The 21,497-nt window shown below is 69.0% G+C and carries 21 protein-coding genes; 9 read left to right on the top strand and 12 right to left on the bottom strand.

Annotated elements, in window-relative coordinates; genetic code table 11:
- The 7 genes from larE to ACGFNP_RS34190 all read right to left on the bottom strand — a co-directional run bounded on the left by larE (position 1) and on the right by ACGFNP_RS34190 (position 6,577).
- Positions 1 to 876, bottom strand: a complete 876-nt coding sequence (larE, locus tag ACGFNP_RS34220; RefSeq protein WP_393325690.1) for an ATP-dependent sacrificial sulfur transferase LarE — start codon at positions 874 to 876, stop codon at positions 1 to 3.
- The gene (locus ACGFNP_RS34215; RefSeq protein ID WP_393325688.1) at positions 873 to 1,898 is read right to left on the bottom strand and encodes a LarC family nickel insertion protein; all 1,026 of its coding nucleotides are present in this window, start codon (positions 1,896 to 1,898) and stop codon (positions 873 to 875) included. The genes larE and ACGFNP_RS34215 overlap by 4 nt, the downstream gene beginning before the upstream one ends.
- A complete protein-coding gene (larB, locus tag ACGFNP_RS34210; RefSeq protein WP_393325686.1) occupies positions 1,895 to 2,587 on the bottom strand; it encodes a nickel pincer cofactor biosynthesis protein LarB in 693 nt (230 codons plus the stop codon). The genes ACGFNP_RS34215 and larB overlap by 4 nt, the downstream gene beginning before the upstream one ends.
- Positions 2,584 to 3,861 carry a nickel-dependent lactate racemase gene (gene larA / locus ACGFNP_RS34205; RefSeq protein WP_393325684.1) on the bottom strand — a complete coding sequence of 426 codons (1,278 nt, stop codon included), beginning with the start codon at positions 3,859 to 3,861 and terminating at the stop codon, positions 2,584 to 2,586. Before larA ends, larB begins: the two co-directional genes overlap by 4 nt.
- Complete coding sequence (locus ACGFNP_RS34200; protein ID WP_393325682.1) at positions 3,858 to 4,880, bottom strand: aldo/keto reductase; 1,023 nt, start codon at positions 4,878 to 4,880, stop codon at positions 3,858 to 3,860. The genes larA and ACGFNP_RS34200 overlap by 4 nt, the downstream gene beginning before the upstream one ends.
- A complete protein-coding gene (locus tag ACGFNP_RS34195) occupies positions 4,880 to 5,731 on the bottom strand; it encodes a fumarylacetoacetate hydrolase family protein (protein ID WP_358331538.1) in 852 nt (283 codons plus the stop codon). The genes ACGFNP_RS34200 and ACGFNP_RS34195 overlap by 1 nt, the downstream gene beginning before the upstream one ends.
- 126 nt (positions 5,732 to 5,857) lie before the next feature.
- Positions 5,858 to 6,577 carry a FadR/GntR family transcriptional regulator gene (locus ACGFNP_RS34190; RefSeq protein WP_358331535.1) on the bottom strand — a complete coding sequence of 240 codons (720 nt, stop codon included), beginning with the start codon at positions 6,575 to 6,577 and terminating at the stop codon, positions 5,858 to 5,860.
- Between the two features lie 341 nt (positions 6,578 to 6,918).
- Here ACGFNP_RS34190 and ACGFNP_RS34185 point away from each other — a divergent pair, with 341 nt between their 5' ends.
- From ACGFNP_RS34185 to ACGFNP_RS34160, 6 genes are all read left to right on the top strand, one after another.
- Positions 6,919 to 8,220 (top strand): enolase C-terminal domain-like protein, encoded by a 1,302-nt coding sequence (locus ACGFNP_RS34185; protein ID WP_393325679.1) that lies wholly within the window; start codon positions 6,919 to 6,921, stop codon positions 8,218 to 8,220.
- Complete coding sequence (locus ACGFNP_RS34180) at positions 8,217 to 8,990, top strand: SDR family NAD(P)-dependent oxidoreductase (RefSeq protein ID WP_393325677.1); 774 nt, start codon at positions 8,217 to 8,219, stop codon at positions 8,988 to 8,990. The genes ACGFNP_RS34185 and ACGFNP_RS34180 overlap by 4 nt, the downstream gene beginning before the upstream one ends.
- A gap of 54 nt (positions 8,991 to 9,044) precedes the next feature.
- Positions 9,045 to 10,115: a sugar ABC transporter substrate-binding protein gene (locus ACGFNP_RS34175; RefSeq protein WP_393325675.1), complete on the top strand. Its 1,071-nt coding sequence runs from the start codon at positions 9,045 to 9,047 to the stop codon at positions 10,113 to 10,115.
- A gap of 33 nt (positions 10,116 to 10,148) precedes the next feature.
- Positions 10,149 to 11,717 carry a sugar ABC transporter ATP-binding protein gene (locus ACGFNP_RS34170; RefSeq protein WP_358331524.1) on the top strand — a complete coding sequence of 523 codons (1,569 nt, stop codon included), beginning with the start codon at positions 10,149 to 10,151 and terminating at the stop codon, positions 11,715 to 11,717.
- Positions 11,710 to 12,756, top strand: a complete 1,047-nt coding sequence (locus ACGFNP_RS34165; protein ID WP_358331521.1) for an ABC transporter permease — start codon at positions 11,710 to 11,712, stop codon at positions 12,754 to 12,756. Before ACGFNP_RS34170 ends, ACGFNP_RS34165 begins: the two co-directional genes overlap by 8 nt.
- A gap of 288 nt (positions 12,757 to 13,044) precedes the next feature.
- Positions 13,045 to 14,031, top strand: coding sequence for an aldo/keto reductase (locus ACGFNP_RS34160; RefSeq protein ID WP_358331518.1), 987 nt, complete (start codon positions 13,045 to 13,047; stop codon positions 14,029 to 14,031).
- A 71-nt stretch (positions 14,032 to 14,102) separates the two neighbouring features.
- Here the strand turns inward: ACGFNP_RS34160 and ACGFNP_RS34155 are convergent, their stop codons facing one another.
- From ACGFNP_RS34155 to ACGFNP_RS34140, 4 genes are all read right to left on the bottom strand, one after another.
- Positions 14,103 to 14,636, bottom strand: a complete 534-nt coding sequence (locus tag ACGFNP_RS34155; RefSeq protein WP_358331515.1) for a hypothetical protein — start codon at positions 14,634 to 14,636, stop codon at positions 14,103 to 14,105.
- Between the two features lie 101 nt (positions 14,637 to 14,737).
- Positions 14,738 to 15,151, bottom strand: a complete 414-nt coding sequence (locus ACGFNP_RS34150) for an RNA-binding S4 domain-containing protein (RefSeq protein ID WP_358331512.1) — start codon at positions 15,149 to 15,151, stop codon at positions 14,738 to 14,740.
- 45 nt (positions 15,152 to 15,196) lie between these two features.
- A complete protein-coding gene (locus ACGFNP_RS34145) occupies positions 15,197 to 15,739 on the bottom strand; it encodes a MarR family transcriptional regulator (protein ID WP_358331509.1) in 543 nt (180 codons plus the stop codon).
- Between the two features lie 128 nt (positions 15,740 to 15,867).
- Positions 15,868 to 18,822 carry a glycosyl hydrolase gene (locus ACGFNP_RS34140; RefSeq protein WP_393325671.1) on the bottom strand — a complete coding sequence of 985 codons (2,955 nt, stop codon included), beginning with the start codon at positions 18,820 to 18,822 and terminating at the stop codon, positions 15,868 to 15,870.
- A 475-nt stretch (positions 18,823 to 19,297) separates the two neighbouring features.
- Here ACGFNP_RS34140 and ACGFNP_RS34135 point away from each other — a divergent pair, with 475 nt between their 5' ends.
- The 3 genes from ACGFNP_RS34135 to ACGFNP_RS34125 all read left to right on the top strand — a co-directional run bounded on the left by ACGFNP_RS34135 (position 19,298) and on the right by ACGFNP_RS34125 (position 21,262).
- Complete coding sequence (locus ACGFNP_RS34135) at positions 19,298 to 19,915, top strand: TetR/AcrR family transcriptional regulator (protein ID WP_393325669.1); 618 nt, start codon at positions 19,298 to 19,300, stop codon at positions 19,913 to 19,915.
- Between the two features lie 58 nt (positions 19,916 to 19,973).
- On the top strand, positions 19,974 to 20,645 hold the full coding sequence (locus ACGFNP_RS34130) for an enoyl-CoA hydratase-related protein (RefSeq protein WP_393325667.1): 672 nt from the start codon (positions 19,974 to 19,976) through the stop codon (positions 20,643 to 20,645).
- A gap of 155 nt (positions 20,646 to 20,800) precedes the next feature.
- Complete coding sequence (locus ACGFNP_RS34125; protein ID WP_393325665.1) at positions 20,801 to 21,262, top strand: PaaI family thioesterase; 462 nt, start codon at positions 20,801 to 20,803, stop codon at positions 21,260 to 21,262.
- A 33-nt stretch (positions 21,263 to 21,295) separates the two neighbouring features.
- Here the strand turns inward: ACGFNP_RS34125 and ACGFNP_RS34120 are convergent, their stop codons facing one another.
- Entirely contained in the window at positions 21,296 to 21,418 is a 123-nt protein-coding gene (locus ACGFNP_RS34120; RefSeq protein ID WP_358331494.1) for a hypothetical protein, read from the bottom strand.
- Positions 21,419 to 21,497: the final 79 nt, after the last annotated feature.

Here is a 21,497-nt window from a genome sequence, read left to right as displayed (position 1 = left end):
TCACTGCGGCGGGAGGGCGGAGGGCTCTATGTTGAGGGCGCCTGAGTGGAACGGCGTGACCTCGACGGGGCGGCGCCCGAACCCCGCGGTGGCCACGGCCTCTGCCAGGCCCGGCAACGCCATGACCGCTCGCACGGCCGCGGCGTCCACCTCGACGCGCACAGCGTCGCCGAGATCGCGGACACGGAGATCAGAGGTTCGCAGGCCCGTACGGTGGAGCAGCGCTCGTATCGCGGTCTCGGCGCGATCGACGCGGGCCAGCCGGTAGGAGCTGACCTCGATGCCGTAACGGATGCGACTCGCCAGGCACGGCGTCGCGGGCTTGTCCCAGGTGGGCAGGCCCCACCGTCGGCTGACCAGGCGGACGTCACGCTTGGTGAAGCTGGCGTCGCGCAGAGGCGTGTGGACGCCGCGCTCGGCACCGGCCTGGATGCCGGGGCGGAACGGGTCGGCGGCGTCGTCCGCGTTGGTGCCCGTGGCCATCTGGTCGAACCCGTGGGCGGCGGCCACATCCGCGATCACGTCCAGCACCTCCGACTTGCAGAAGTAGCAGCGGTCGCGGCCGTTGGCCCGGTATCCGGGACGGCTCAATTCATGCGTGCGCGGCGTCAGATGGCGGACTCCCAGGGATGCCGCGAGCTCCGCGGCGGGGGCGAGCTCGGCGGCGGCCAGGCTCTCGGACAGGGCTGTGATGGCGAGCACCCGTTCCGGGTCGAGGGCACGCACCGCGGCAGCCAGAACGAGTGCGGAATCGGCCCCGCCGGAATAGGCGACGGCGATCGGACCGATGGTCCGTACGCGCGCCAGAAGGGTCTCCTCCAGCCCTGGGCCGGCGGACTGCTCGGGAACCTTCCCGGTCGGTTTGGCGGCGCTCACCGGGCTTCCCCCTCGTCGTCCGCAACCCCGGCGCACGCCTGCAGGGCGTGCCGGGCGACGGTCCTCAGCGGCAGGCCGAGGCGGGTGGACGCCGCGGCGACATCGTCGTGTTCGGGCTTGGCGCCGTAGGGCCCGCACTTGACCCGGACGGCGCACCCGTTCACGTCGACAGTGCGGGTCGTCCGGGGGAGCACCACCCGGCCGGCCGCGGTCTGGCGGATCCCGAGGCTGCCGGTCTCAGCAAGGACGAGCCGACTGAGCTGGTCGGCGGCCTCCGGCGGCGCCATGACGTGCAGCACGTGCGCGGGACGGCCCTTCTTCATCACCGCGGGCGTCGCCCACGCGTCGAGCGCGCCGGCTTCCAGCGCCCGGGAGATCGTGTGGCCCAGCACTTCGCCGGTGACGTCGTCGAGGTTGGTAGACAGGACCACGACATGCTCGGCGGCTCCCTGCTGGGACTCGGCGGGGTGACCGATCGTCACGGCGGTGACGTTCGGACGGTCCGCCAGGCGCCGTGTGCCTGCGCCGTAGCCGGTCGCGGCAACCGTCATCAGCGGAGGTGGCCCGTACCGCGTGCGGGCCGCGACGAGCAGGGCTGCACCGGTGGGGGTGACGGTCTCCCCTGGGATGGCGGTGCCGGTGACGGCGGCTCCGCTGAGCAGCGCGAGGGTGGCGGGGGCCGGGCAGGGAATCACCCCGTGGGCGGAGCGGACCGAACCGGTGCCGAGCGGGAGCGGCGCGCAGACGACCTCGGGCGCGGCGACCTGCTGGGGCTGCGCTCGCGCGGCCGACTCGATGAGTTCGGCCGCGCGGCGTTCGGAGCGGTCGTCGGTAACGTCGACGTGAACGCGGGTGGCGGCCAGGCCGTGCTCGACCACGCGTGCGGCGGTCAGTTCGAAGCCGGTGAGGCCGGTGGACTCGACGGCGGCGCGCATCCGGTGCAGCGGCGCCCCGGCGTCGATGAGCGCCCCGAGCAGCATGTCGCCGGCCAGCCCTGTGAAGGGGTTGATCCAGCAGATCACCGGCGTCCTCCCGAGGCCAGGGCGATCCGGTGGACGGCGATGGCGGCGCCGAACCCGGAGTCGATGTTGACCACGGTCACACCGGCGGCGCAGGAGGCAAGCATGGCGAGAAGAGCCGTGACCCCTTCCAGGGACGCTCCGTAGCCCACGGAAGTGGGCACGGCGACGACCGGCGAGCGGACCATGCCTCCAACGACACTGGCGAGGGCCCCCTCCATGCCGGCGACGACGATGACGGCGTCCGCGGCCCGGAGTCTTTCCCGCACCTGCAGGACGCGTTCGATCCCGGCGACGCCCACGTCGTGGACGGCGGCGGTGTCGAGGCCCACGGCCGCGCACACGGTGGCCGCCTCGGCGGCCACCGGACGGTCGGAGGTACCGGCCGCCACCACCATGACCTTGAAACTCCCGATGGCCGTCGGCCGCCACAGCAGCAGCCGCGCCTCAGAGTCGTACGTGCCGCCCGGACTACAGGTGAGGATCTCGAGAGCCGCCTCAGGGGCCACGCGTGTGACCATGACCGGACCGGTGTTGTGCGCGAGCAGGCCGGTGACGATGGCCTTCACCTGCTCCGCCGTCTTGCCAGGCCCGTAGACGACCTCTGGAAGCCCTTGTCTCGCCTCCCTGCCGACGTCGACTCTGGCGAATCCGAGATCGAGCACGGTGGGTTCGTTCGTCGGGAGGGTCATGACGCCCCCGCGAGATAGGGAATCGTCTGTGGCCCCTCCGGGAGAACGCACGCGCGTGCCCCCGGCCCAGCCGCCGCCAGCGCGGCGGCGAGCGCGGTGGAGACGTCGCCTGTCTGTTCCAGATGCGCGGTGGCAAGGTCGGCGTCGCTCAGATACGACGTATGCATGATGACCCGGCTGCCGCACTGGATGCGGGCCTGGATCTGGACCTGCCACTGGTCGGGTACGGTGCCGGCCCGGGCCTGGATCTCGTTCAGCAGTGCGCGGGGCGATGGCGCGGAGGCCAGCACCTCGCGATAGGAGCCGTGGTCGGGGAACCCGTCGCGGCACTCGGCGGCGCAGATGACGGTGCCGCCCGGGCGGACCACCTGGTAGGCGGCGGACATGCCCTTGACGGCCTGGTAGAGGTTCTGGTCCAGCGGGAACCCGGAGTTGGTGGTCACCACCACGTCGAAGGGCTCCGGGACCGGTCGCATCGCCATGCGCTTGGCGGTCGCGGTCGCGGCGGCGTGCATCGGCAGCAGGTCGCCTCCGAAGGCCGCGACGATGTCCTTGTCGCGGTTGAGTATCACGTCGCAGGCGAAGGTGACCCCCGTGGCCGCCGCGATGGCCCGTACGTCGTCATGGACAGGGTTTCCGTGAGTGATCCCCCAGGTGGCTCGGGGGTTCCCGATGCGGCTCGCGTCGTGCAGGACCAGCACGGTCTCCAGGGCGGCGAGTCCGGGCGCCACGAGTTTGGGACCGCCCGAGAAACCGGCGAAAAAGTGTGGTTCGACGAAACCGGTGGTGATCCGCACGTCGGCCTCGACCCACTCGCGGTTGAGCCAGACGGGCACCCCGTCGCCGTGAGTGCCGAGCCAGGTGAGCCGCCCCGGATCGCGGGCGTCGTGGTTGACCACCCTGACGGAGTCGACGACGTCGTCTCCGAACATCTGGCGCAGCTCGGTGGCGCTGTTGCCCCGGTGGGTGCCGGTGGCGACCAGGACCACCACGTCGTCGAGATCGACGATCCCGTCGAGTTCCGCGAGGATCGCCGGAATCATCAGCTGCCGCGGCTGCGGCCTGGTGCCGTCGCAGGCCGAGATGGCCACCGTTTGCCCGGGGCGTACCCGCTCGCGCAGGGGCGGCCCGGACACCGGCTCGCGCAGCGCCCGCACCAGCATGGCCATCTGGTCGGGTGCCGCGTCGTGGTGCACGGGCTCGACCACCGTGGTCACCGCGGGGTCGACGTCGATATCGAGCCCGGATTCGCCGTAGGCGAGGCGGACCTTCATCCGTTCCTCCGTTTCGCGCCGTGGCGGCGCCGGGTGCCGAATCCGTAGACGCGGCCCCATGTGTCGAGCTCGTCCCACAGCGGCTCGGGAACGGTCGTAGAGGCGTGGGCGACGTTCTCCATGACCTCGGCGGGGGTCCGGGCACCCACCACCACCCCAGTAACGGCTGGGTGGCGCAGTGGGAACAGCAATGCGGCGGCCGCCAGCGGGACTCCGTGGGAGCGGCAGCACTCCGCCAGTTCCATGGCGCGCCGCAGGACGGCCTGCGAGGCGGGAGTGTAGTCATAGGTGGCGCCCGGACGCGGGTCCGCGAGCACGCCGCTGTTGAACACGCCCGCGACCAGTACGGAGACCCCGCGCGCCAGGCAGAGTGGCAGGAGTTCGTCCGCCGCGCCGCGGTCGAGGAGGGAGTAGCGACCGGCCACCATCACACAGTCGACGTCGGTCTCGGCGACGAAGCGGGTGAGCATCTCGCTCTGGTTCATGCCCACGCCTATCGCCTTGATCATCCCTTCGTCGCGGAGCCGGGCGAGCGCGGGGAACGCCTGGCCCACGGCCTGCTCCCAGTGGTCGTCCGGATCATGGATCAGCACCAGATCGAAGGCGTCGAGACCGGAGCGCTCCAGGCTCTCGGCGAGCGACCTGCGGACTCCGGTCGAGCTGTAGTCGGGTGTCCTGATCATGTCGGGGACGCCGAAGAACCCCTCGTCGCCGGACGTGTCCGGGCCTGGGTCGAGCAGCCTGCCGACCTTGGTGGACACGACGGCCTCAGCGCGGGGCCGGTCGGTGAGGAAGGCGCCGAGACGCCGCTCGGCGAGCCCCGCACCGTAGTGAGGTGCGGTGTCGAAGAACCGGATTCCGGCGTCCCAGGCCGCCGCCAGCGTCGCGGCCGCCTCATATTCGGACACGGGAGCGAACAGGCCGCCCAGCGGTGCGGTGCCGAGTCCGATGCGGCTCACGGTGACCTCGGTGCGGCCGAGCGGGACACACCCGGCCGCGCTCGTGCCCAGAGCCGACATCAGGCCTGTCCCACAATGTGGCGCTGGCGGCCGAGCCGGTCTATCTCGGCTTCGACGACATCGCCCGGACGCAGATAGGGAAAGTCGTTGGCCCCGAACGCCACGCCCGCCGGAGTGCCGGTGTTGATCACATCCCCTGGGTCGAGGACCATGAACTGACTGAGGTACCAGACGAGGTGGCGGGCCCCGAACACCATGTTCTTGGTGTGACCGTCCTGGCGGAGCCGCCCGTTGACCCACAGGCGCATGCCGAGCGCCTGCGGGTCGCCGACTTCGTCCGGCGTGACGAGCCAGGGGCCGAGCGGGTTGAACGTCTCGCAGGACTTGCCCTTGTCCCACTGTCCGCCGCGCTCGTGCTGGAAGGCCCGCTCGCTGACGTCGTCGGCGATCGTGTACCCCGCTATGACCGCGTCGGAGTCCTCCGGCGAGTCCAGGTAACGCGCGGTGCCGCCGATGATCACCGCCAGTTCGATCTCGTAGTCGGTCTTGACGCTGGTACGCGGCACGAGCACGGTGTCGTCCGGGCCGATCACGGTGTTCGCGGCCTTCATGAACACCACGGGCTCGCCGGGGACCGGTGTCGCGGTCTCGGCCGCGTGGTCGCTGTAGTTGAGCCCGATGCAGACCACCTTGCCGGGGCGCGCGACCGGTGCGCCGATCCGCTGCCCGCTGAGCTCGATCGGTGGCAGCTCGTCGGCCGCCAAGGCCGCGCGGGTGCGTTCGACGCCGTCACCCGACAGGAATCGGCCGTCGATGTCGGAGGCCAGCCGGGACAGGTCGCGGGGTCTGCCATCGGTGTCGAGAACGGCGGGACGCTCGGCGCCCGCAGGTCCCACACGCAGGAATCTCATCGTCTCTCCTGGGAGGTATATCAGGCAGTCACGGCCGACAAGGCTGTCGCGGCCGGTCCGGGAGTGTCGTATCGGTCTTGTGTCAGGGCCGGTCGGGCGTCGGGGTGGGTAATCATGAGGACGCTGTCAGGACGTCCGCGCGCCGCCGCCGACGGTCGACGTCTCGCTCTGCTGGAGGTATGCGCGCAGCCAACGCTCCGTTGTGCTGACGTGCATGCGCGCCGCGGCCTCGGCCAGCGCGGCGTCCCCTTCAACCAGCGCTTCGTAGATGGCCTCGTGTTCGGCGAGCGTGCGGGCGCCGGCGTTGCCGTCCACCAATCCGCGCCACACTCGGGCCCGCAGCGTACGGCTGGCGATGCCCTTGAGAAGGGTCGCCAGGGTCTGGTTGCCTGTGGCGGCGATGACCGCCTGGTGGAACGCGGCGTCGTGCCTGTTCAGCAGTTCGACGTCGTCGCGCGCCTCGCGCATGGCGTCGAGATGCCGCTCGACCTCGCCGAGCTGCTGGGCGGAAATCCGCATTGCGGCCAGCCCGGTGGCCACGGGCTCGAACAGCCGCCGCACCTCGGTGACCTCCAGAAGCGTGTCGCCCTGGAGCAGTTCGACCGCGCCGACGAGCCCTCCGAGCAGCAGGCTCGGTTCGAGGCTGGTGACATAGGTGCCGTCACCTCGACGTATCTCCAGGACCTGGGTGACGACCAGCGCTTTGACGGCCTCGCGCATGAGGTTGCGCGACAGGCCCAGTTCGGCGGCTAGCTGCTGCTCGGGCGGCAGCTTGGAACCGGGCGGCAGCTCTCCGGACTGGATGAGCTCGCGAATACGCGCGATGGCCTTGTCGGTCAATGACATCGACGGTCCCCCGGGGGCGGTCCGGCCTTCACAGGAGGAGATCCGGACATTGTGATCGGTTCGTCCCCGCAGCGTAGCAGCGACATCCCATGTCTGGAAAGCAGTAATCCCATGTCTTGCTGGGAGGACGGCACTGAAGGTTTCACCGTACCAACGGGATGAGCTGTGATGATGTCAAAAATCATGAGGCAAGCCTAGACACGGCATTCCCTGGCGCGTTTAAATCCATCCCATGTCGAAGCACCGACCTAACGCAACGTTCACGCAAACGAAACGCATTGGGAGTCCGGCACCGATGACCGTCGCGACCCATAGAGGTCGCTGGGAAGGCGTCGGCCGCCGTGACTGAAGTCATCAGCGCCGTCGAGGCGGTGGACGTCCGGTTTCCCACCTCACGCGATCTCGACGGCTCCGACGCGATGAACCCCGAACCGGACTACTCCGCCGCCTACGTGGTGGTCCGCACCAGCACGGGTGGCGAGGGCTACGGACTGGCGTTCACCGTGGGCCGCGGCAACGACCTCGAGGTCGCCGCCGTGAAGGCACTGGCGCCGCTGGTGGTCGGCCTGCCGGTGGAGGAGGTGCTCGCCGACCTCGGCGCGTTCTCCCGCAGGCTCACCGGTGACAGCCAGCTGCGGTGGCTCGGCCCGGAGAAGGGCACCATCCACATGGCGGCGGCGGCCATCGACAACGCCATATGGGATCTTTATGGCCGCCGTGAAGGCAAGCCGGTATGGCGCCTGCTGGCGGAGATGTCCCCGGAGCGGATCGTCGACCTGGTCGACTTCCGATACCTGCAGGACGCGCTGACGCGCGAGGAGGCTCTGGCCATCCTCCGGAGTGCTGAACCTGGCCGGGCCGAGCGGACGCGCCACCTGCTCGCGCACGGGTACCCCGCCTACACCACCACCCCAGGCTGGCTCGGCTACACCGACGAAAAACTCGTCCATCTGGCCAAACAGGCGGTCGCCGACGGCTTCACCCAGATCAAACTGAAGGTCGGCGCCGATCAGGAGACCGATCTGCGTCGCCTCGCACTGGCCCGCTCGGCCGTCGGTCCCGACATCCGCATCGCCATCGACGCCAACCAGGCGTGGGGCGTTCCCCAGGCCATCGAATGGCTTCGGCCGCTCGCGCCGTACGATCCGTACTGGATCGAGGAGCCCACCTCGCCCGACGACATTCTCGGCCACGCGGCGATCCGCCAGGCCGTGGCGCCGATGAAGGTGGCGACCGGCGAGCACACCCACAACAAGGTGATGTTCAAGCAATTGCTCCAGGCCGGCGCGATCGACATCCTGCAGATGGACGCGAGCAGGGTGGCGGGCGTCACCGAGAACGTCGCCATCTTGCTGCTCGCCGCCAAGTTCGGCGTCCCGGTCTGCCCGCACGCCGGCGGCGTCGGACTGTGCGAGATGGTCCAGCACCTCGCCATGTTCGACTACGTCGCGGTGAGCGGCAGCACCGAGGACCGGGTGATCGAGTACGTCGACCACCTGCACGAACACTTCACCGACCCGGTCCGGATCCGTGAAGGCCACTACCGCGCCCCGGTGACTCCGGGGATCGGTGCCCAGCTCCACCCGGAGTCCGTCGCCCGCCACCGCTATCCGGACGGCCCGGAATGGGCGACCACCGGATGAACGGCCCGCAGGAATTCGCGGGCCTGGCCGCGATCGTCACCGGCGGCGCCTCCGGCATAGGGCTGGCGACCGCGACGCTCCTCGCCGAGCGGGGCGCACGCGTCGCCTGCCTCGACCTGAACCCTGACGTGGTCGAACCGCTCGCCGGGCTCCACGCGGACGTCGCCGACGACGACTCGGTGCGCGGGGCCGTCGGCAGAGCCGCCGAGCTCCTCGGCGGGATCGACATCCTGATCAACAACGCGGGAATCGGCGCCCAGGGCGCGATCGAGGACAACGACGACGAGGAGTGGCGCCGGGTCTTCGAGATCAACGTGTTCGGGATCGTCCGGGTCACCCGTGCCGTGCTCCCCCACCTGCGCCGCTCCGCACAGACCCGGCCGGGAAAGGCCGCGATCGTCAACACCTGCTCCATCGCGGCAACGGCAGGACTGCCGAACCGAGCTCTGTACTCATCCACCAAAGGCGCCGTGCTATCGCTGACCCGCGCGAGCGCGGCCGACCTGGTGCACGCCGGTATCCGCGTCAACTGCGTCAATCCCGGCACCGTCGACACCCCGTGGGTCGGCCGGTTGCTGGAGGCGGCGCCGGACCCGGCCGCGGAACGCCGCGCCTTGGAAGCACGTCAACCCACCGGCCGGCTCGTGACCGCCGAGGAAGTCGCCGCGGCCATCACGTATCTGGCGAGTCCGCTCGCCGGGGCCACAACAGGAACCGATCTTGCCGTGGACGGCGGCATGAGCGGCCTGCGAATCCGTCCACGCAACTGACTCAGCACCGACTTCGTCCCTCGGCGAGACCGAGGTCAGCGGCAAGGAGAACACATGAAACTCAGGTCGGCAACCGTGGCTGGCATCGGCTCCTGCCTGGCCGTCTCCCTCCTCTCGGCCTGCGGTGGCGGCGGCTCCGGCACCGCGGCGACCAACGGCGGCGGCTCCCCCGTGGTGGGTGTCGACTACCCGCGCTCCGACACCGACTTCTGGAATTCCTACATCAAGTACACCCCCGAGTACGCCAAGCAGCTCGGCCTGGACATCAAGACCACCAACTCCCAGAACGACGTCGCCAAGCTGACCGCCAACGCGCAGACGTTCATGAGTCAGGGCGTGAAGGGCGTCGCGATGGCACCTCAGGACACCGCCGCCATCGCCCCGACCCTCCAGCAACTCGCCGCGAAGAAGATCCCCGTCGTCACCGTCGACACCCGACCCGACACCGGAGACGTCTACATGGTCGTCCGGGCCGACAACCGCGCGTACGGCGAGAAGGCCTGCCAGTTCCTCGGCACCAAGCTCAGCGGCAAGGGCAAAGTCGTCATGCTGCAGGGCGACCTCGCCTCGGTCAACGGCCGCGACCGCACCGAGGCCTTCAACGACTGCATGAAGAAGAACTACCCCGGCATCAAGGTCTTCGGGGAGGCCACGAACTGGGACGGCGCGATCGCCGCGCAGAAGCTGCAGACGGATCTGATCGCCAACCCCGACATCAAGGGCGTCTACATGCAGTCGAGCTTCGCGCTCGCCGGGACGCTGCAGGTGCTGCAACAGCGAGGCCTGCTGGTGAAGCCGGATGACCCCAAGCACGTCTACGTCGTCTCCAACGACGGCATCCCAGAGGAGCTCAAGGCCATCGCCGAGGGCAAGGTCGACGCGACCGTCTCGCAGCCGGCCGACCTCTACGCCAAGTACGCCCTGCACTACCTCAAAGCCGCGATCGACGGCAAGACGTTCCAGCCGGGCCCGACCGACCACGACAGCACCATCATCCAGGTCCGCCCGGGCCTGCTGGAGGACCAGCTCTCGGCCCCGCTAGTCACCTCAGACGGCGAAACCTACGGCGGCGTCAAGAGCCTGAAGAGCGACGACAAGTCCCTGTGGGGCAACAACCTCGGCTGATCGGAAGCCGGCGAGAGAAGGAAGGCGGCTGATATGGGCGATCGGGAGCCGGCGACGAGCTCCGGTCCAGCCCCGAGCGGCGGCGGGTGGCCCCCGGCTGGGCCACCCGTCGCCGAGGCGGCGGAGATCACCAAGCGGTTCGGTTCGACGTTGGCGCTCGACGGCGCCGGGATCACGATCATGCCGGGTGAGACACACGCGCTCGTGGGGCGCAATGGAGCCGGCAAGTCGACCCTGGTGTCGATCCTGACCGGTCTGCAGGCACCGGATGAAGGGGCGCTGACCTTCGGCGGGCAGCCCGCGCCACGGCTCGCCGACCGCGACGCCTGGCGGCAGCGAGTGGCCTGCGTTTACCAGAAATCGACGATCATCCCCGAGCTGACGGTCGCCGAGAACCTGTGCCTCAACCGGTACAGCCGGGGCCGCGCCGGACTGATCAGCTGGCGCATGCTCCGCCGCCAAGCCCGGGAACTGCTGGAGAGCTGGTCGGTGGACGTGAGCGCCGGAACCAGGGCGGGAGACCTCACCATCGAGCAACGGCAGTTCGTCGAGATCGCCAGAGCGCTGTCGTTCGGCGCGCGCTTCATCATCCTCGACGAGCCGACGGCCCAACTGGACGCCGCTGCGATCGCCCGGCTCTTCGACCGTATCCGTGATCTCCAGCAGCAGGGCGTCACCTTCCTCTTCATCAGTCACCACCTGCAGGAGATCTATGAAATCTGCGACATGGTGACGGTCTTCCGGGACGCGCGCCACATCCTCACCGCGCCCGTGGAGCGGCTGCCGCGCGCGGAATTGGTCGCGGCGATGACCGGCGAGGCCGCTGCGGCCGCGGCACAGCACGGGCATGAAGCCGCGCACCGGCCCGGCGGGGAGCACGTGCTCAGGGTCGATGCCCTGTCCGCGGAGGGCGCGTACGACGATGTGTCGTTCCAGGTCCGCGTGGGTGAGATCGTCGGTCTGGCCGGCGCGGCGGGCAGTGGCCGTACCGAGGTGGCCGAGACGGTCGTCGGCCTGCGCACTGCCGGCGCGGGCGCCGTAGAGATCGCCGGACAGCGCCCACGGCCCGGCAGCGTGTCCGCCGCCCTGGCGGCCGGAGCCGGGTTCGTCCCGCAGGACCGCCATGACCAGGGCTTCGTGCCCGAGATGTCCATCGCGGACAACAGCACGCTGACGATTCCCGAGCGGCTCGGACCGTCGGGATTCATCAGCGGGCCTCGCCGGGACGCCCTCGCCCGCTCCATGATCAAGCGGCTGGCGATCAAAACTCCCGGGCACGAGGTGCCGGTCTCCGGACTCTCGGGAGGCAACCAGCAGAAAGTCGTCATGGCTCGGGCGATGGCCAACGACCCACGGCTGCTTGTCCTCATCAACCCGACCGCCGGCGTCGACGTGCGGTCCAAGGAATTCCTCCTCGGCAAGGTCGAGGAGATCGTCCAGTCGGGCACGGGCGCGCTCATCGCGTCCGACGAGCTGGACGACCTGCGAATGTGCGACCGCGTCCTGGTGATGTTCAAGGGCCGCGTGGTCGCCGAGATGGCCAGTGGCTGGCACGACCACGACCTCGTGGCCGCGATGGAAGGAGTGGACCTCGATGCATGAGACCGCGACCGCGAACGCGGACGCCACCCCCGGCACACCGGGAGCCGACTCGCCCTCGGCCGACGGCACCCGGCGCCGGATCGCCTTCGCCCGCTTGCGCGATCTGGCGCTCATCCCCGCGATCATCGTCATCGGGGTAGTAGGACAGTTCGTCAGCCCGGTATTCCTGCAACCCGACAACATCGTCAACATCCTGCAGACCATGTCGGAGATCGCGATACTCGTCCTCGCGCAGACCATGGTGCTGATCGTCAAGAAGATGGACCTCTCGCTCGAGTCCACCATGGGGCTGGCGCCCGGGGTCGCCGCCTGGCTCACCGTCTCCGCCGGGGCGGGCCACGGTCTCGGCCTCCTTCCGGGTGCCTGGGCGGTTCCCGTCACCATCGCCGTCGGTCTGCTGGTGGGCGCCGCCAACGCGCTGCTCATCATCCGGTTCGGGCTCAACGGCTTCATCGTCACGCTCGGCATGCTCATCGTGCTGCGAGGCATTCTGACCGGGATTTCCGGTGGGCAGACGTTCTTCCAACTGCCCGAATCGATGATGTACCTCGGTACGACCCAGTGGCTCGGCGTCCCCGCCTCCATCTGGATCTGCCTGGCGCTGTTCGCGATCGGGATCGTGGTACTCGGCTTCACCGGCTTCGGCCGGTCGCTGTACGCCATCGGCGGCAACGTGAACGCCGCGAAGGCGGCCGGCATCCGCACCGACCGCGTGCTGTGGATCGTCATCGTCACGGCGAGCGTTCTGGCCGCGCTCAGCGGGTTGCTGCTGTCCGGCCGGCTGGCCTCTGTCGCCTCCGCCCAGGGCAACGGCTACATCTTCACGGTCTTCGCCGCTGCCGTCATCGGCGGCATCAGCCTGAACGGCGGCAAGGGGACGATCTTCGGGGCCTTCACCGGCGTTCTGCTCCTCTACCTGATCCAGAACGTGCTCACCCTCGCGGGCGTCCCCGCCCAGTGGATCGGCGCACTCAACGGCGCGATCATCATCATCGCTCTGGTCATCTCCCGCATCACCGGAGGAAAGGTCCAAGAATGACCAGGGGGATGGTTCAGCGCATCACCGGTGGCGGTTCGGCTCGATGCGCTTTTGCGGCGCCTGCCGCCCTCAAGGGTGCTGAACGTGCAAGATGTCGATGAGCAGTGGCTTCAGATGGGAGGGGCAACGAGGAATGACGGATTTCCTGTTGCGTCGCGAGGTCATCAGGTACGGGTGAGGGCGCTGCAGTCGGATCCCACTACGCCTTTCTGACTTGACCTGGAGTTCGCTCCAGCACCCAGGCTCTCTCTCGGGCCCGGATACGGCGGGCCGGACTGGAGAGACGGCATGAAATATCGAACGATAGGCACCGACTCAACGACTCGCCGTGAGGTGAGCGTGCTCGCCCTCGGCGCGATGCTGTTCGGCTCGGTGACCGATGAGAAGACGTCCTTCGCCATCCTTGACCGCTATGTCGAGGCCGGCGGGACGTTCATCGACACATCAAACAATTACGCCTTCTGGGTCGACGGCGGCCAAGGCGGCCAGAGCGAGGAACTCCTCGGGCGCTGGCGTCGCAGCCGGGGCATCGGCGACGAGATCGTGATCGCCACCAAGCTGGGGGCGAGGCCGCTCGCGCCCGGCACCAGCTATGCCGGCAACGCCGAGGGGTTGTCCGCCATGGCGATCCGGGAGTCGGCCGAGCGCAGCCGGGAACGGCTCGGCGTGGACAAGATCGACCTACTCTATGCGCACATCGAGGATCGGACAGTGCCGCTCAGCGACACCGTCGAGGGCTTCGGCGAGTTGGTGGCGGAGGGCACGGTTGGGCTGCTCGGCGTGAGCAACCATGCGATCTGGCGGGTGGAGCGGGCCCGCGCCCTCGCCGCTGCGGCGGGGGTTGCGGGGTACGAGGTGCTGCAGTACCAGCACAGCCATCTGCGCCCTCGCTTCGACGTACCCGAATCGATCTTCGAGGACGGTAGCCTCGGGCATGCCGGAGCCGAACTGCTGAGCTACCTACGCGCTGAGCCTGGCCTGACCCTGGTCGCCTACTCGCCGCTGCTAGGTGGCGCTTACACCAGGGAGGATAAGCCGGTGCCGCCGGACTACGACCACCCTGGAACTCCGGCCCGGATGGCGGTGCTGCGCCAGGTCGCCAATGAGAGCGGGGCGAGCGTGAACCAGGTGGTGCTGGCCTGGCAGATCGGCGGCCGGTTCCCGATCATCCCGCTGGCTGGTGCGTCGTCGGTGGCGCAGTTGGAGGAGAACCTCGCCGCGGTGGACCTGGAACTGACCGAGGACCAGCGGGCCCGTCTGGACGCGGTCCACTAATAGAGCACCGTCACCAGCCGAGGACCGCCGGCCTCCTGTATCCGCCGCTGCTCCGCGAGGAACTGGTGTGGTCAGCTTTCGGGGCTCGGCTGGGCGTCAAGCTCGGGCAATGATCGCAGGTCATGAGGCTTTATCAGGCCGACTACGTCCCGCGATGCATGGGACACGAATTGAGTAAGCAGGTAGTCGCTCTCCTTGGCCTTTGCGTCGAACTCCGGTCGTGACAGAGTGGGACGCATTTCATCGATCGTCGCCAGCACGCTTTGGGCGCAGGCCGTCACGGTGTTGTCGCCGGCGATGATCTGGGCGCGGAACAGGGCGTGCCGGGCTGTTCCTTGGGCGCGGTCGCTTTCGGCGCGAGCTTCGTGATAGGTCGGCCCTTGTGGGTCGTCCTGTTGTCTGTACCAACGCGTGATCCGCGCCTGTCTGTACGTGGTTGACGCGACGGCGAAGGCTCCATATGCCTCGATTCGCTCTTGCCGGAGGTTGCGCTCTCGGGACCGCATCTCCATCTGATCTGTCGTGCGGCGTTGTAACCAGTGCGTGACGATGGACCCCAGGAGAGTTCCTACTACGGCGACGGCTCCTGCCAGCACAGCTTCCATGGCCTCATGGCATCACATTCAGTCTCGTCGGTCTGCCGAATGTGCAGGGCTGGGTTACGAGGTGGGTGTACACAGCGTCGATCGCCGCGAGGCATGCCCTTTCACTCCGGGTGTGCCTGGCGGGGCTGCCCCTCCACCACAGGGCGTCCGAGCAGCTTGTCGATGCTGCGGCGTTCGCGTTTGGTGGGACGGCCCGCGCCACGAGCCCGGACGGCCACCGTCACGGCCTCCTCGCGGGGAGGAGGCGGAGGGCTCTTGTCGACGTAGCACTCGGTGGCCACGGCAGCGCCTACGCGCTTGGTGATGACGCGGGAGACGACCACGATGCGTTCGTGCCCATCGTGCCGCAGCCGGACCTCGTCGCCGACCCGTACGGCGTGCGCGGGCTTGACCCGCACCCCGTTGACCCGGACGTGACCGCCTCGGCAGGCGTCGGACGCGATCGAACGAGTCCTGGTGAGCCGCACTGACCAGATCCAGGTGTCCACTCGCGCACTCAGTTGCTCACCTGTCACCCCGCCACTGTACTGAGGCTGCCGCGCCGCCAGCAGGCCAGCACGTCACCGGTGGCGGTTTGGCTCGATGCGCTTTCGTGGCGCTTGCTGCATCCACATGGCGTCGCGGGCCAGGCGGGAGAGGAGGCGTTTGAGCGTGGTGGTGTCCTCCTCGCTCCAGTCGGCGAGCATCGTGTCGACATGCTGCTGGGCCTGCAGCATGATCCGCTCTCCGATCTCCCGGCCTCGGGGAGTCAGCGCGAGCAGTGTGCTGCGTTCGTCGGAGGGCTCGCGCACCCGTACGATGAGGCCCGCCTCGTCCAGGCGGTGGGCGATCTTGGAGAGGTTCGCCCGTCCTGTGCCCAGGGCCTCCGCCAGTTCGCTGGGGCGCATCGCCCCTCGATAACTGAGCTGGTTGACGACGAGGAACATCGACACGTCGTTCACGGGGAAGTCGACAGCGGCCATGACGGTCAGCCGCAGGGTGAGACTGTCGGCCCAGTGGATGATCGAAGCCAAGGAGACCCGCAGGTCGAGAGGGTCCGGCGCGATGGCGGGTGACAGGTCGATGTCCGGATCGTCCAGCTCGTAGCGTTGTACGCGCGCCACGATGTGCCTCCCCTATGGCGTTTGCAAAGTTCGTACTCGGCGAAAGCCTATGTGCTGGCGGTGCAGGCGCGGGCGACCGGTCAGGGCACGTGGTTGCCTGTGACGCGTCCGGTCGCCGCGCGGCCGGCTCAGCTTGTCGTCGCTTCCGGTGTCGCTTCCTGCAGCAGCCGCACCGGTCCGAGCAGCCCGTGGCCGTGCACCGTCGTCTGCTGCGTCTCGTTGCCGCCGGTGAAGCCCGCGATCACGTCACGGATGGCGTCGTAGTAGCCACGGGCGAGCAGCCGGTTGTTCAGCGAGCTGGAAACGCGGACCGTCACCCGGTTCTGGCCCGGCTGCAGGTCGCCGGTGACGTCCACCTGCGGGCAGGACGTGTCGAAGCCCTTGACCGCGCCCTGGTTGACCTGGACACAGCCCAAGGCGCCTGCAGTCGATCCGAGGTCGAGCAGGTACCTGGTTCCTTCGGCCGGGGCCTGGTCGAGAGCGAAAGTGGTGGTGTACTCGCCGACGCCGCTGACCTCGGGCCCCACCTCGGGGAGGTCTTTCCATGGCCGCAGGGGGCCGTGGCCGGCGTCGAGGCGGGTGATGGCCGTGGTGGGGCGCTCCTCGCGGGTCTCATAGCCGAGCCCGCGGTCCTCGGAGATCACTTCCAGGCCGCCGGCGTCCCAGCTCTCGACCGCGATCGTCCACTGGGGGATCTCCTGCGACGGCTCGGCCGTGACGGGATCGGATCCCGTCGGCTGCGACGCTGCGCGGTCGAGAGTGAACAGCGCCGTCTCACCTGGGGCCAGGGTTACGGTGACGATCGTCCGGCCCGCTTCGTGCCGTACGCCGCGATGGGGCCGGATGTCGCCGGTCCAGGCGTCGATCCGGTGTACGGCCGCGGTACCCGGAAGAGCGACCTCGACGGTGGTCGGCTCGCCGGTCTCGTAGAGGAAGTGGTAGAGGTACAGGTGCAGCAGGTCACCGTCCTCGCGCAGGTGGCTCAGGACATTGTGGTTGCCGGTGGCGAACTCGGCGCGTCCGGAGATGCCGAGGTCACGCAACGCCTGGAGGCTATGGGCGGGATCGTGCACCTCGGCGACGTTCGGGCACGCGCGCAGGTGCGCCATCGTCTGGGCGAGTTCCTCATCGCGGCCGTTCAGGCCCGGGGTGCGGGCCGCCGCCTGGTGATGGGTGGTGTGCTGGCCGGCGGTGAGCCATTTGAGTTCGCGGGCGCCGTTGACGATGACAAGCTTCAGACCCTGGCGCGCCCACTCCAGAAGCTCGGCCGCAACGTCCGCGTCCAGCGTCTCCTGGTAGACGATGAGCGCCTGGTAGCCGGGTCCGTCGGGCTGGACGAGCCCGCCGGTGAACGACACCTCATCGCGCAGCAGCAGCGATCCGTCGAAGAACTCGTACGTCCATCCGGCGTCCTGCATGCCCAGGTCCTGCCACCAGTGGTTCTGGCGGTCGCGCATCCACATGCGCCCGTAGGCGTCCTCGTCCGGGATACGACGGCCCTCCGAGTCCACCAGGGCCAGGCCGCTGGTGTTGTCGGTGAAGTGGTCGGTACGCAGGATCCCGACGTCGATCCGCGGCCTGCCCTGACGCAGGACGGCCTGGAATCGGCCGATCGCCTTGTTCCACAGGGGATAGAACTCGGCCGCGGGCTGCCGGGTGTCAAACCGCTCGGAGAACATCGGCCACATGCCCTCGTGCCCCGGCCACTGGGTGACGCCCTCGGCGCCGGCCGTGCTCGCCCAGCCGTGCAGCACGGTCTTGGTGATCCCGGCCGCCAGCTGGGTGGCGATGATCTGGTCGTAGAAGCGGTGGTCGAGGATGTGGTTGCGGGTGGTCGCGCCGGTCTCGGAGGAGTACTGCTTGCCGAACAGGTGGGCCGGCCCCGCCATCAGCCGGTACGCGTCGATCTGCGCCCCGAACTCCAGGGACTCGGTCTCGATGCCGTCCACCTCCGGCCCCGGCCGGGTGAGCTCGAACGGCAGCCCGTAGCTGATCTCGGAGCGCAGCGTGATCCCATTGTCGTGCAGGAATGTGGCGAACGGGCGCAGCATGTTCTCGATGTAGAGGTCGGTGAGCGTACGCACGTAGTCGAAGCGCACCTTCTCGACGGTGACGCGGTGCTCCTCGCGTACGTCGTAGTGATATGCCGTACTGACCGCCATGAACGGCACACTGCGCAGCAGGAAGGGCAGCCAGACCGTGATGTCGTAGCCGCGGCGGGCACGGAACTCCTCGGCGAAGGTACGCCCCCAGAACAGGCCGCCGGCGCCGTAGGTCGACAGCTCCAGGGAGTCCATGTACATCTGCACCCGCGGGTTGCGGCTGATCTGCTCGCGCAGCTCGGGGGTGAGCACGACCGAGGTCCAGTAGTCGATGACCGCCTCGACGCCGTCCCGGTCCAGGTAGTTGACGGTGTAGTTGACCGACGCCGAGGGCGAGGCGGTCTGCCCGGTGCCGTGCATCCACAAGACGAACAGTCGCCACGGGCCGTCGTCCGGGGCGCGCCACTCCAGCGTCTCGTCCCGTACCTGGTCGGTGAGGTCGACGACGGATTGAAGGTCGAGCGTGGTGGCTTCCAACACCCGCGCGGCCACGACGGCCACCAGATGCTGCTCGGTCACCTTGCCGCGATGACCGGGCAGCACAGTCACGGGCGCCTCGGCGTCGAGATCCACGCGGGGGAGCAGGCCGCTGCGCGAGCCGGCGGGCCCGAGGTCCTCGGTCACCACGTCGAGCTCCTGCGCCGCGGCCGGGTGATCGGGGGTGATGGTGGGCAGGTTGGCGTTCGCCCAGTTCGTACCGGAGGTGAAGCTCACCGCCATGTTCCGCCTGGTCGTCTCCTCCACCACCACATGGGAGTCGTGCGTCCACTCCTCCGAGCCCCAGCCGTAACGGGCATGGTCGATGCCGGCCTCGTCCATGGCCAGGAACTCCATCCCGCCGAACCCGAGGCGGTGCGCGGTGTCGACCTCGCGCAACAGCGTCTCGTCGGTGTGCAGGCCTTCTGCCAGCCACCATCGGACCTCAGGCCGGAACTCGATGGGCGGGTCGGTGACCAGGCGGGTGAGGTCGTCAAGTGACATGAGTACCCCTTCAAGATTGCATCGATTTAACTCGTTCTGCGGGCGCCGTTGGGTCCGACACTAGGCCCGTGCTGCGCGCAAAAGCAATGTCGTGAGGAAACTATAAATGTTGGCGTGGGCGGCTTCCTGCCGTGACTGGGTCCGGCGAGCCTCGCGACCCCTGTGCGATAGCCTCAGGCGCCAGGCGCCGCCATGCCTCGCACCCTCGCCCGTGATCGCCCCTTTTCGCGCATTGAGTTTAAAACGATTCACATCTTCGGGGCTCCCGAGCTTCCGATTCTCTTGGCCGAACGAGGCCGCCAGCGAGCTGCCCGACAGCGCTCGCCTTTTGTCCTGCCATGCCCCTCCGTCGCGCGACGGAGGGCGGTCGCGGACGGCGCCGGCCACCCCGTCCGGCCTCCGAACCTTCTTGCATGTTCTATGACATACGGCATAAGTTACTCATCGGTAGCGTCGAATGAAGGTCGGTGGCGGTGTGAGTCCCCGTAAGAGCGACAGCCGGGAGCGGATGGTCCTCAGCGCCGCCACCCTGCTGCGCGAGTACGGCGCCGGCGCGACGAGCATCGACCGTGTCCTCGCGCACAGCGGCGCTCCGCGCGGGTCGGTCTACCACCACTTCCCAGGCGGACGCGCCCAGTTGATCGACGAGGCGGTGACGCTGGCCGGCGACTACGTCGCGGGCCTCATCGACGCCGCAACGCGGGCCGACGACGTACTGGAGGCCCTCGACACGTTCTTCGCCCTGTGGCGGGACCGGCTGGTGGAGAGCGACTTCCGGGCGGGCTGCCCGATCGTGGCGGTAGCCGTGGAGACCAACGACGACGCCCCGCAACTCGCCCGCTCCGCCGCCGAGGTCTTCGCCCGCTGGCGAGAGGCACTGACCGGCCTGTTCCTCCAGAACGGCCTGCCCGAGGGGCGAAGCAGGAGGCTGGCCGCCTTCGTCATCGCCGCGGTCGAGGGCGCCGTGATCATGTGCCGAGCCGAACGCGGCACCGCCCCTCTGGACGACGCCGCCGCCGAGATCCACGACCTGCTGGTCCACGCCCTGAGGGACCGGCCCGACCCTGACCCCGGTCACGGCACCCGTCCGTGACCGCCCAACTCCGGTCACGGCACCCGTCCGTGACCGCCCAGCCCGAGGGAGCCGCGCCATGCCCGTACTCGACCGCCAGGACGACGTCTTCGTCCTCGACCTCGGCGACGGCGAGAACCGATTCCACCCCGACTGGATAGCCGCCGTCGACGCCGCCCTGGACGAGGTGGAGAAGGCGGACGGGCCGCGCGCCCTGGTGACCGCCGCGACGGGAAAGTTCTACTCCACCGGGCTCGACCTGGACTGGTACTTCGCCCATCCGGACCAGCACCAGGATTACGTGACCTCGGTGCACGCGCTCTTCGCGCGGCTGCTGTCCCTGCCGGTGCCCACCGTGGCGGCGCTGCAGGGGCACACCTTCGCCGCCGCCGCCATGTTCTCGCTGGCCCACGACTTCCGCGTGATGCGGGCCGACCGCGGCTTCTGGTGCTTGCCCGAGGCCAGTATCAACATTCCCTTCACGCCCGGCATGTCCGCCCTCATCCAATCCCGTCTGACGCCGCAGACCGCCCACGAGGCCATGCTCACCGCCCGCCGCTACGGCGGCCATGACGCCGTGGCCGCCGGCATCGTCGACCACGCCGTCGACGAGAACGCCGTACGGACGACCGCCGTCGAGATCGCGCGGGCCCAGGAGCCCAAGGCGGGCGACACCCTCGCCACCATCAGAACCCGCATGTACGCACCCGTCCTCGCCACCCTGCGCGACACGACCAGCCTCATGGGCTGACGTCGTATCCGCCACGGCCGACGAGGCGACGAGGGCATGACCCACTCGGCCAGCACCACACCCACCTGGCACAAGCCCGCGCCCTCCCGCATCGAAAGCCTCCGGGACTGACCGTCACCCGACGGCTCTATTAGCACCACCGCAAGGAGTAATCCGTGTCCACGACCGACTTCACCGCTCTGTCGGGCCTCGAACTGATGCGCTGGGTACAGTCCGTGCGCCCGACCGAAACCGACATCCCTTCGATCGGCAGGCTGCTCGGCATGCGGTTCGACGAAGTGGAGCATGGGCGCATCGTCATCTCGCTCGACACCCGGCCCGACTTCGCCAACCCCCTCGGTACCGTCCACGGCGGCATCGCGGCCACCCTCCTGGACTCCGTCATGGGGTGCGCGGTCCACACGACCCTCCCCGCGGGTGTCGGCTACACGACCCTCGAACTCAAGGTCAACTACATCCGGGCAGCCCACACCGGCGGCCAGACGCTCACCGCCGAGGGGAACGTCATCCACGCCGGCCGCCGTACCGCCACAGCAGAAGGCAAGGTCCTGGACGACCAGGGGAAACTGGTCGCCCACGCCACCACCACCTGTCTCATTATCGGAGGCAGCGACTGACCGTGGTTCGGAGCCTTGGTTCGGAGCCTTGGTTCACGCCGCAGGGCGAGCGTGCCGGAGGACACCGCTGCCGTACACGACCCGCACGGTGATCGTCAGGACGGTGACCGCGAGCGGTACCAGAGCCGCCGTGGGGGAGAAGAGGAGCGCCGCCACGATGCCGCTGTACCCCTGCTGCGGCGCCTGACCCCGAACATGGGGTTCTCGTTAAGAGTCGTACGGCGATGCGGGAAGT

It is taken from the genome of Nonomuraea sp. NPDC049269 (assembly GCF_043197155.1).
Taxonomy (GTDB): domain Bacteria; phylum Actinomycetota; class Actinomycetes; order Streptosporangiales; family Streptosporangiaceae; genus Nonomuraea.
Note: the sequence above shows the minus strand (reverse complement) of the source record. Positions and strands in the feature narration are given on the sequence as shown.

What these genes read in the sequence shown, in the direction of transcription:
- ACGFNP_RS34195 (WP_358331538.1), bottom strand. Translation starts at nt 5,731, where the DNA reads ATGAGATTCCTGCGTGTGGGACCTGCGGGCGCCGAGCGTCCCGCCGTT.
- ACGFNP_RS34130 (WP_393325667.1), top strand. Translation starts at nt 19,974, where the DNA reads ATGCCCGTACTCGACCGCCAGGACGACGTCTTCGTCCTCGACCTCGGC.
- ACGFNP_RS34175 (WP_393325675.1), top strand. Translation starts at nt 9,045, where the DNA reads ATGAAACTCAGGTCGGCAACCGTGGCTGGCATCGGCTCCTGCCTGGCC.
- ACGFNP_RS34200 (WP_393325682.1), bottom strand. Translation starts at nt 4,880, where the DNA reads ATGTCGGCTCTGGGCACGAGCGCGGCCGGGTGTGTCCCGCTCGGCCGC.
- ACGFNP_RS34165 (WP_358331521.1), top strand. Translation starts at nt 11,710, where the DNA reads ATGCATGAGACCGCGACCGCGAACGCGGACGCCACCCCCGGCACACCG.
- ACGFNP_RS34190 (WP_358331535.1), bottom strand. Translation starts at nt 6,577, where the DNA reads ATGTCATTGACCGACAAGGCCATCGCGCGTATTCGCGAGCTCATCCAG.
- ACGFNP_RS34140 (WP_393325671.1), bottom strand. Translation starts at nt 18,822, where the DNA reads ATGTCACTTGACGACCTCACCCGCCTGGTCACCGACCCGCCCATCGAG.
- ACGFNP_RS34180 (WP_393325677.1), top strand. Translation starts at nt 8,217, where the DNA reads ATGAACGGCCCGCAGGAATTCGCGGGCCTGGCCGCGATCGTCACCGGC.
- ACGFNP_RS34160 (WP_358331518.1), top strand. Translation starts at nt 13,045, where the DNA reads ATGAAATATCGAACGATAGGCACCGACTCAACGACTCGCCGTGAGGTG.
- larA (WP_393325684.1), bottom strand. Translation starts at nt 3,861, where the DNA reads ATGAAGGTCCGCCTCGCCTACGGCGAATCCGGGCTCGATATCGACGTC.
- ACGFNP_RS34170 (WP_358331524.1), top strand. Translation starts at nt 10,149, where the DNA reads ATGGGCGATCGGGAGCCGGCGACGAGCTCCGGTCCAGCCCCGAGCGGC.
- ACGFNP_RS34155 (WP_358331515.1), bottom strand. Translation starts at nt 14,636, where the DNA reads ATGGAAGCTGTGCTGGCAGGAGCCGTCGCCGTAGTAGGAACTCTCCTG.
- larB (WP_393325686.1), bottom strand. Translation starts at nt 2,587, where the DNA reads ATGACCCTCCCGACGAACGAACCCACCGTGCTCGATCTCGGATTCGCC.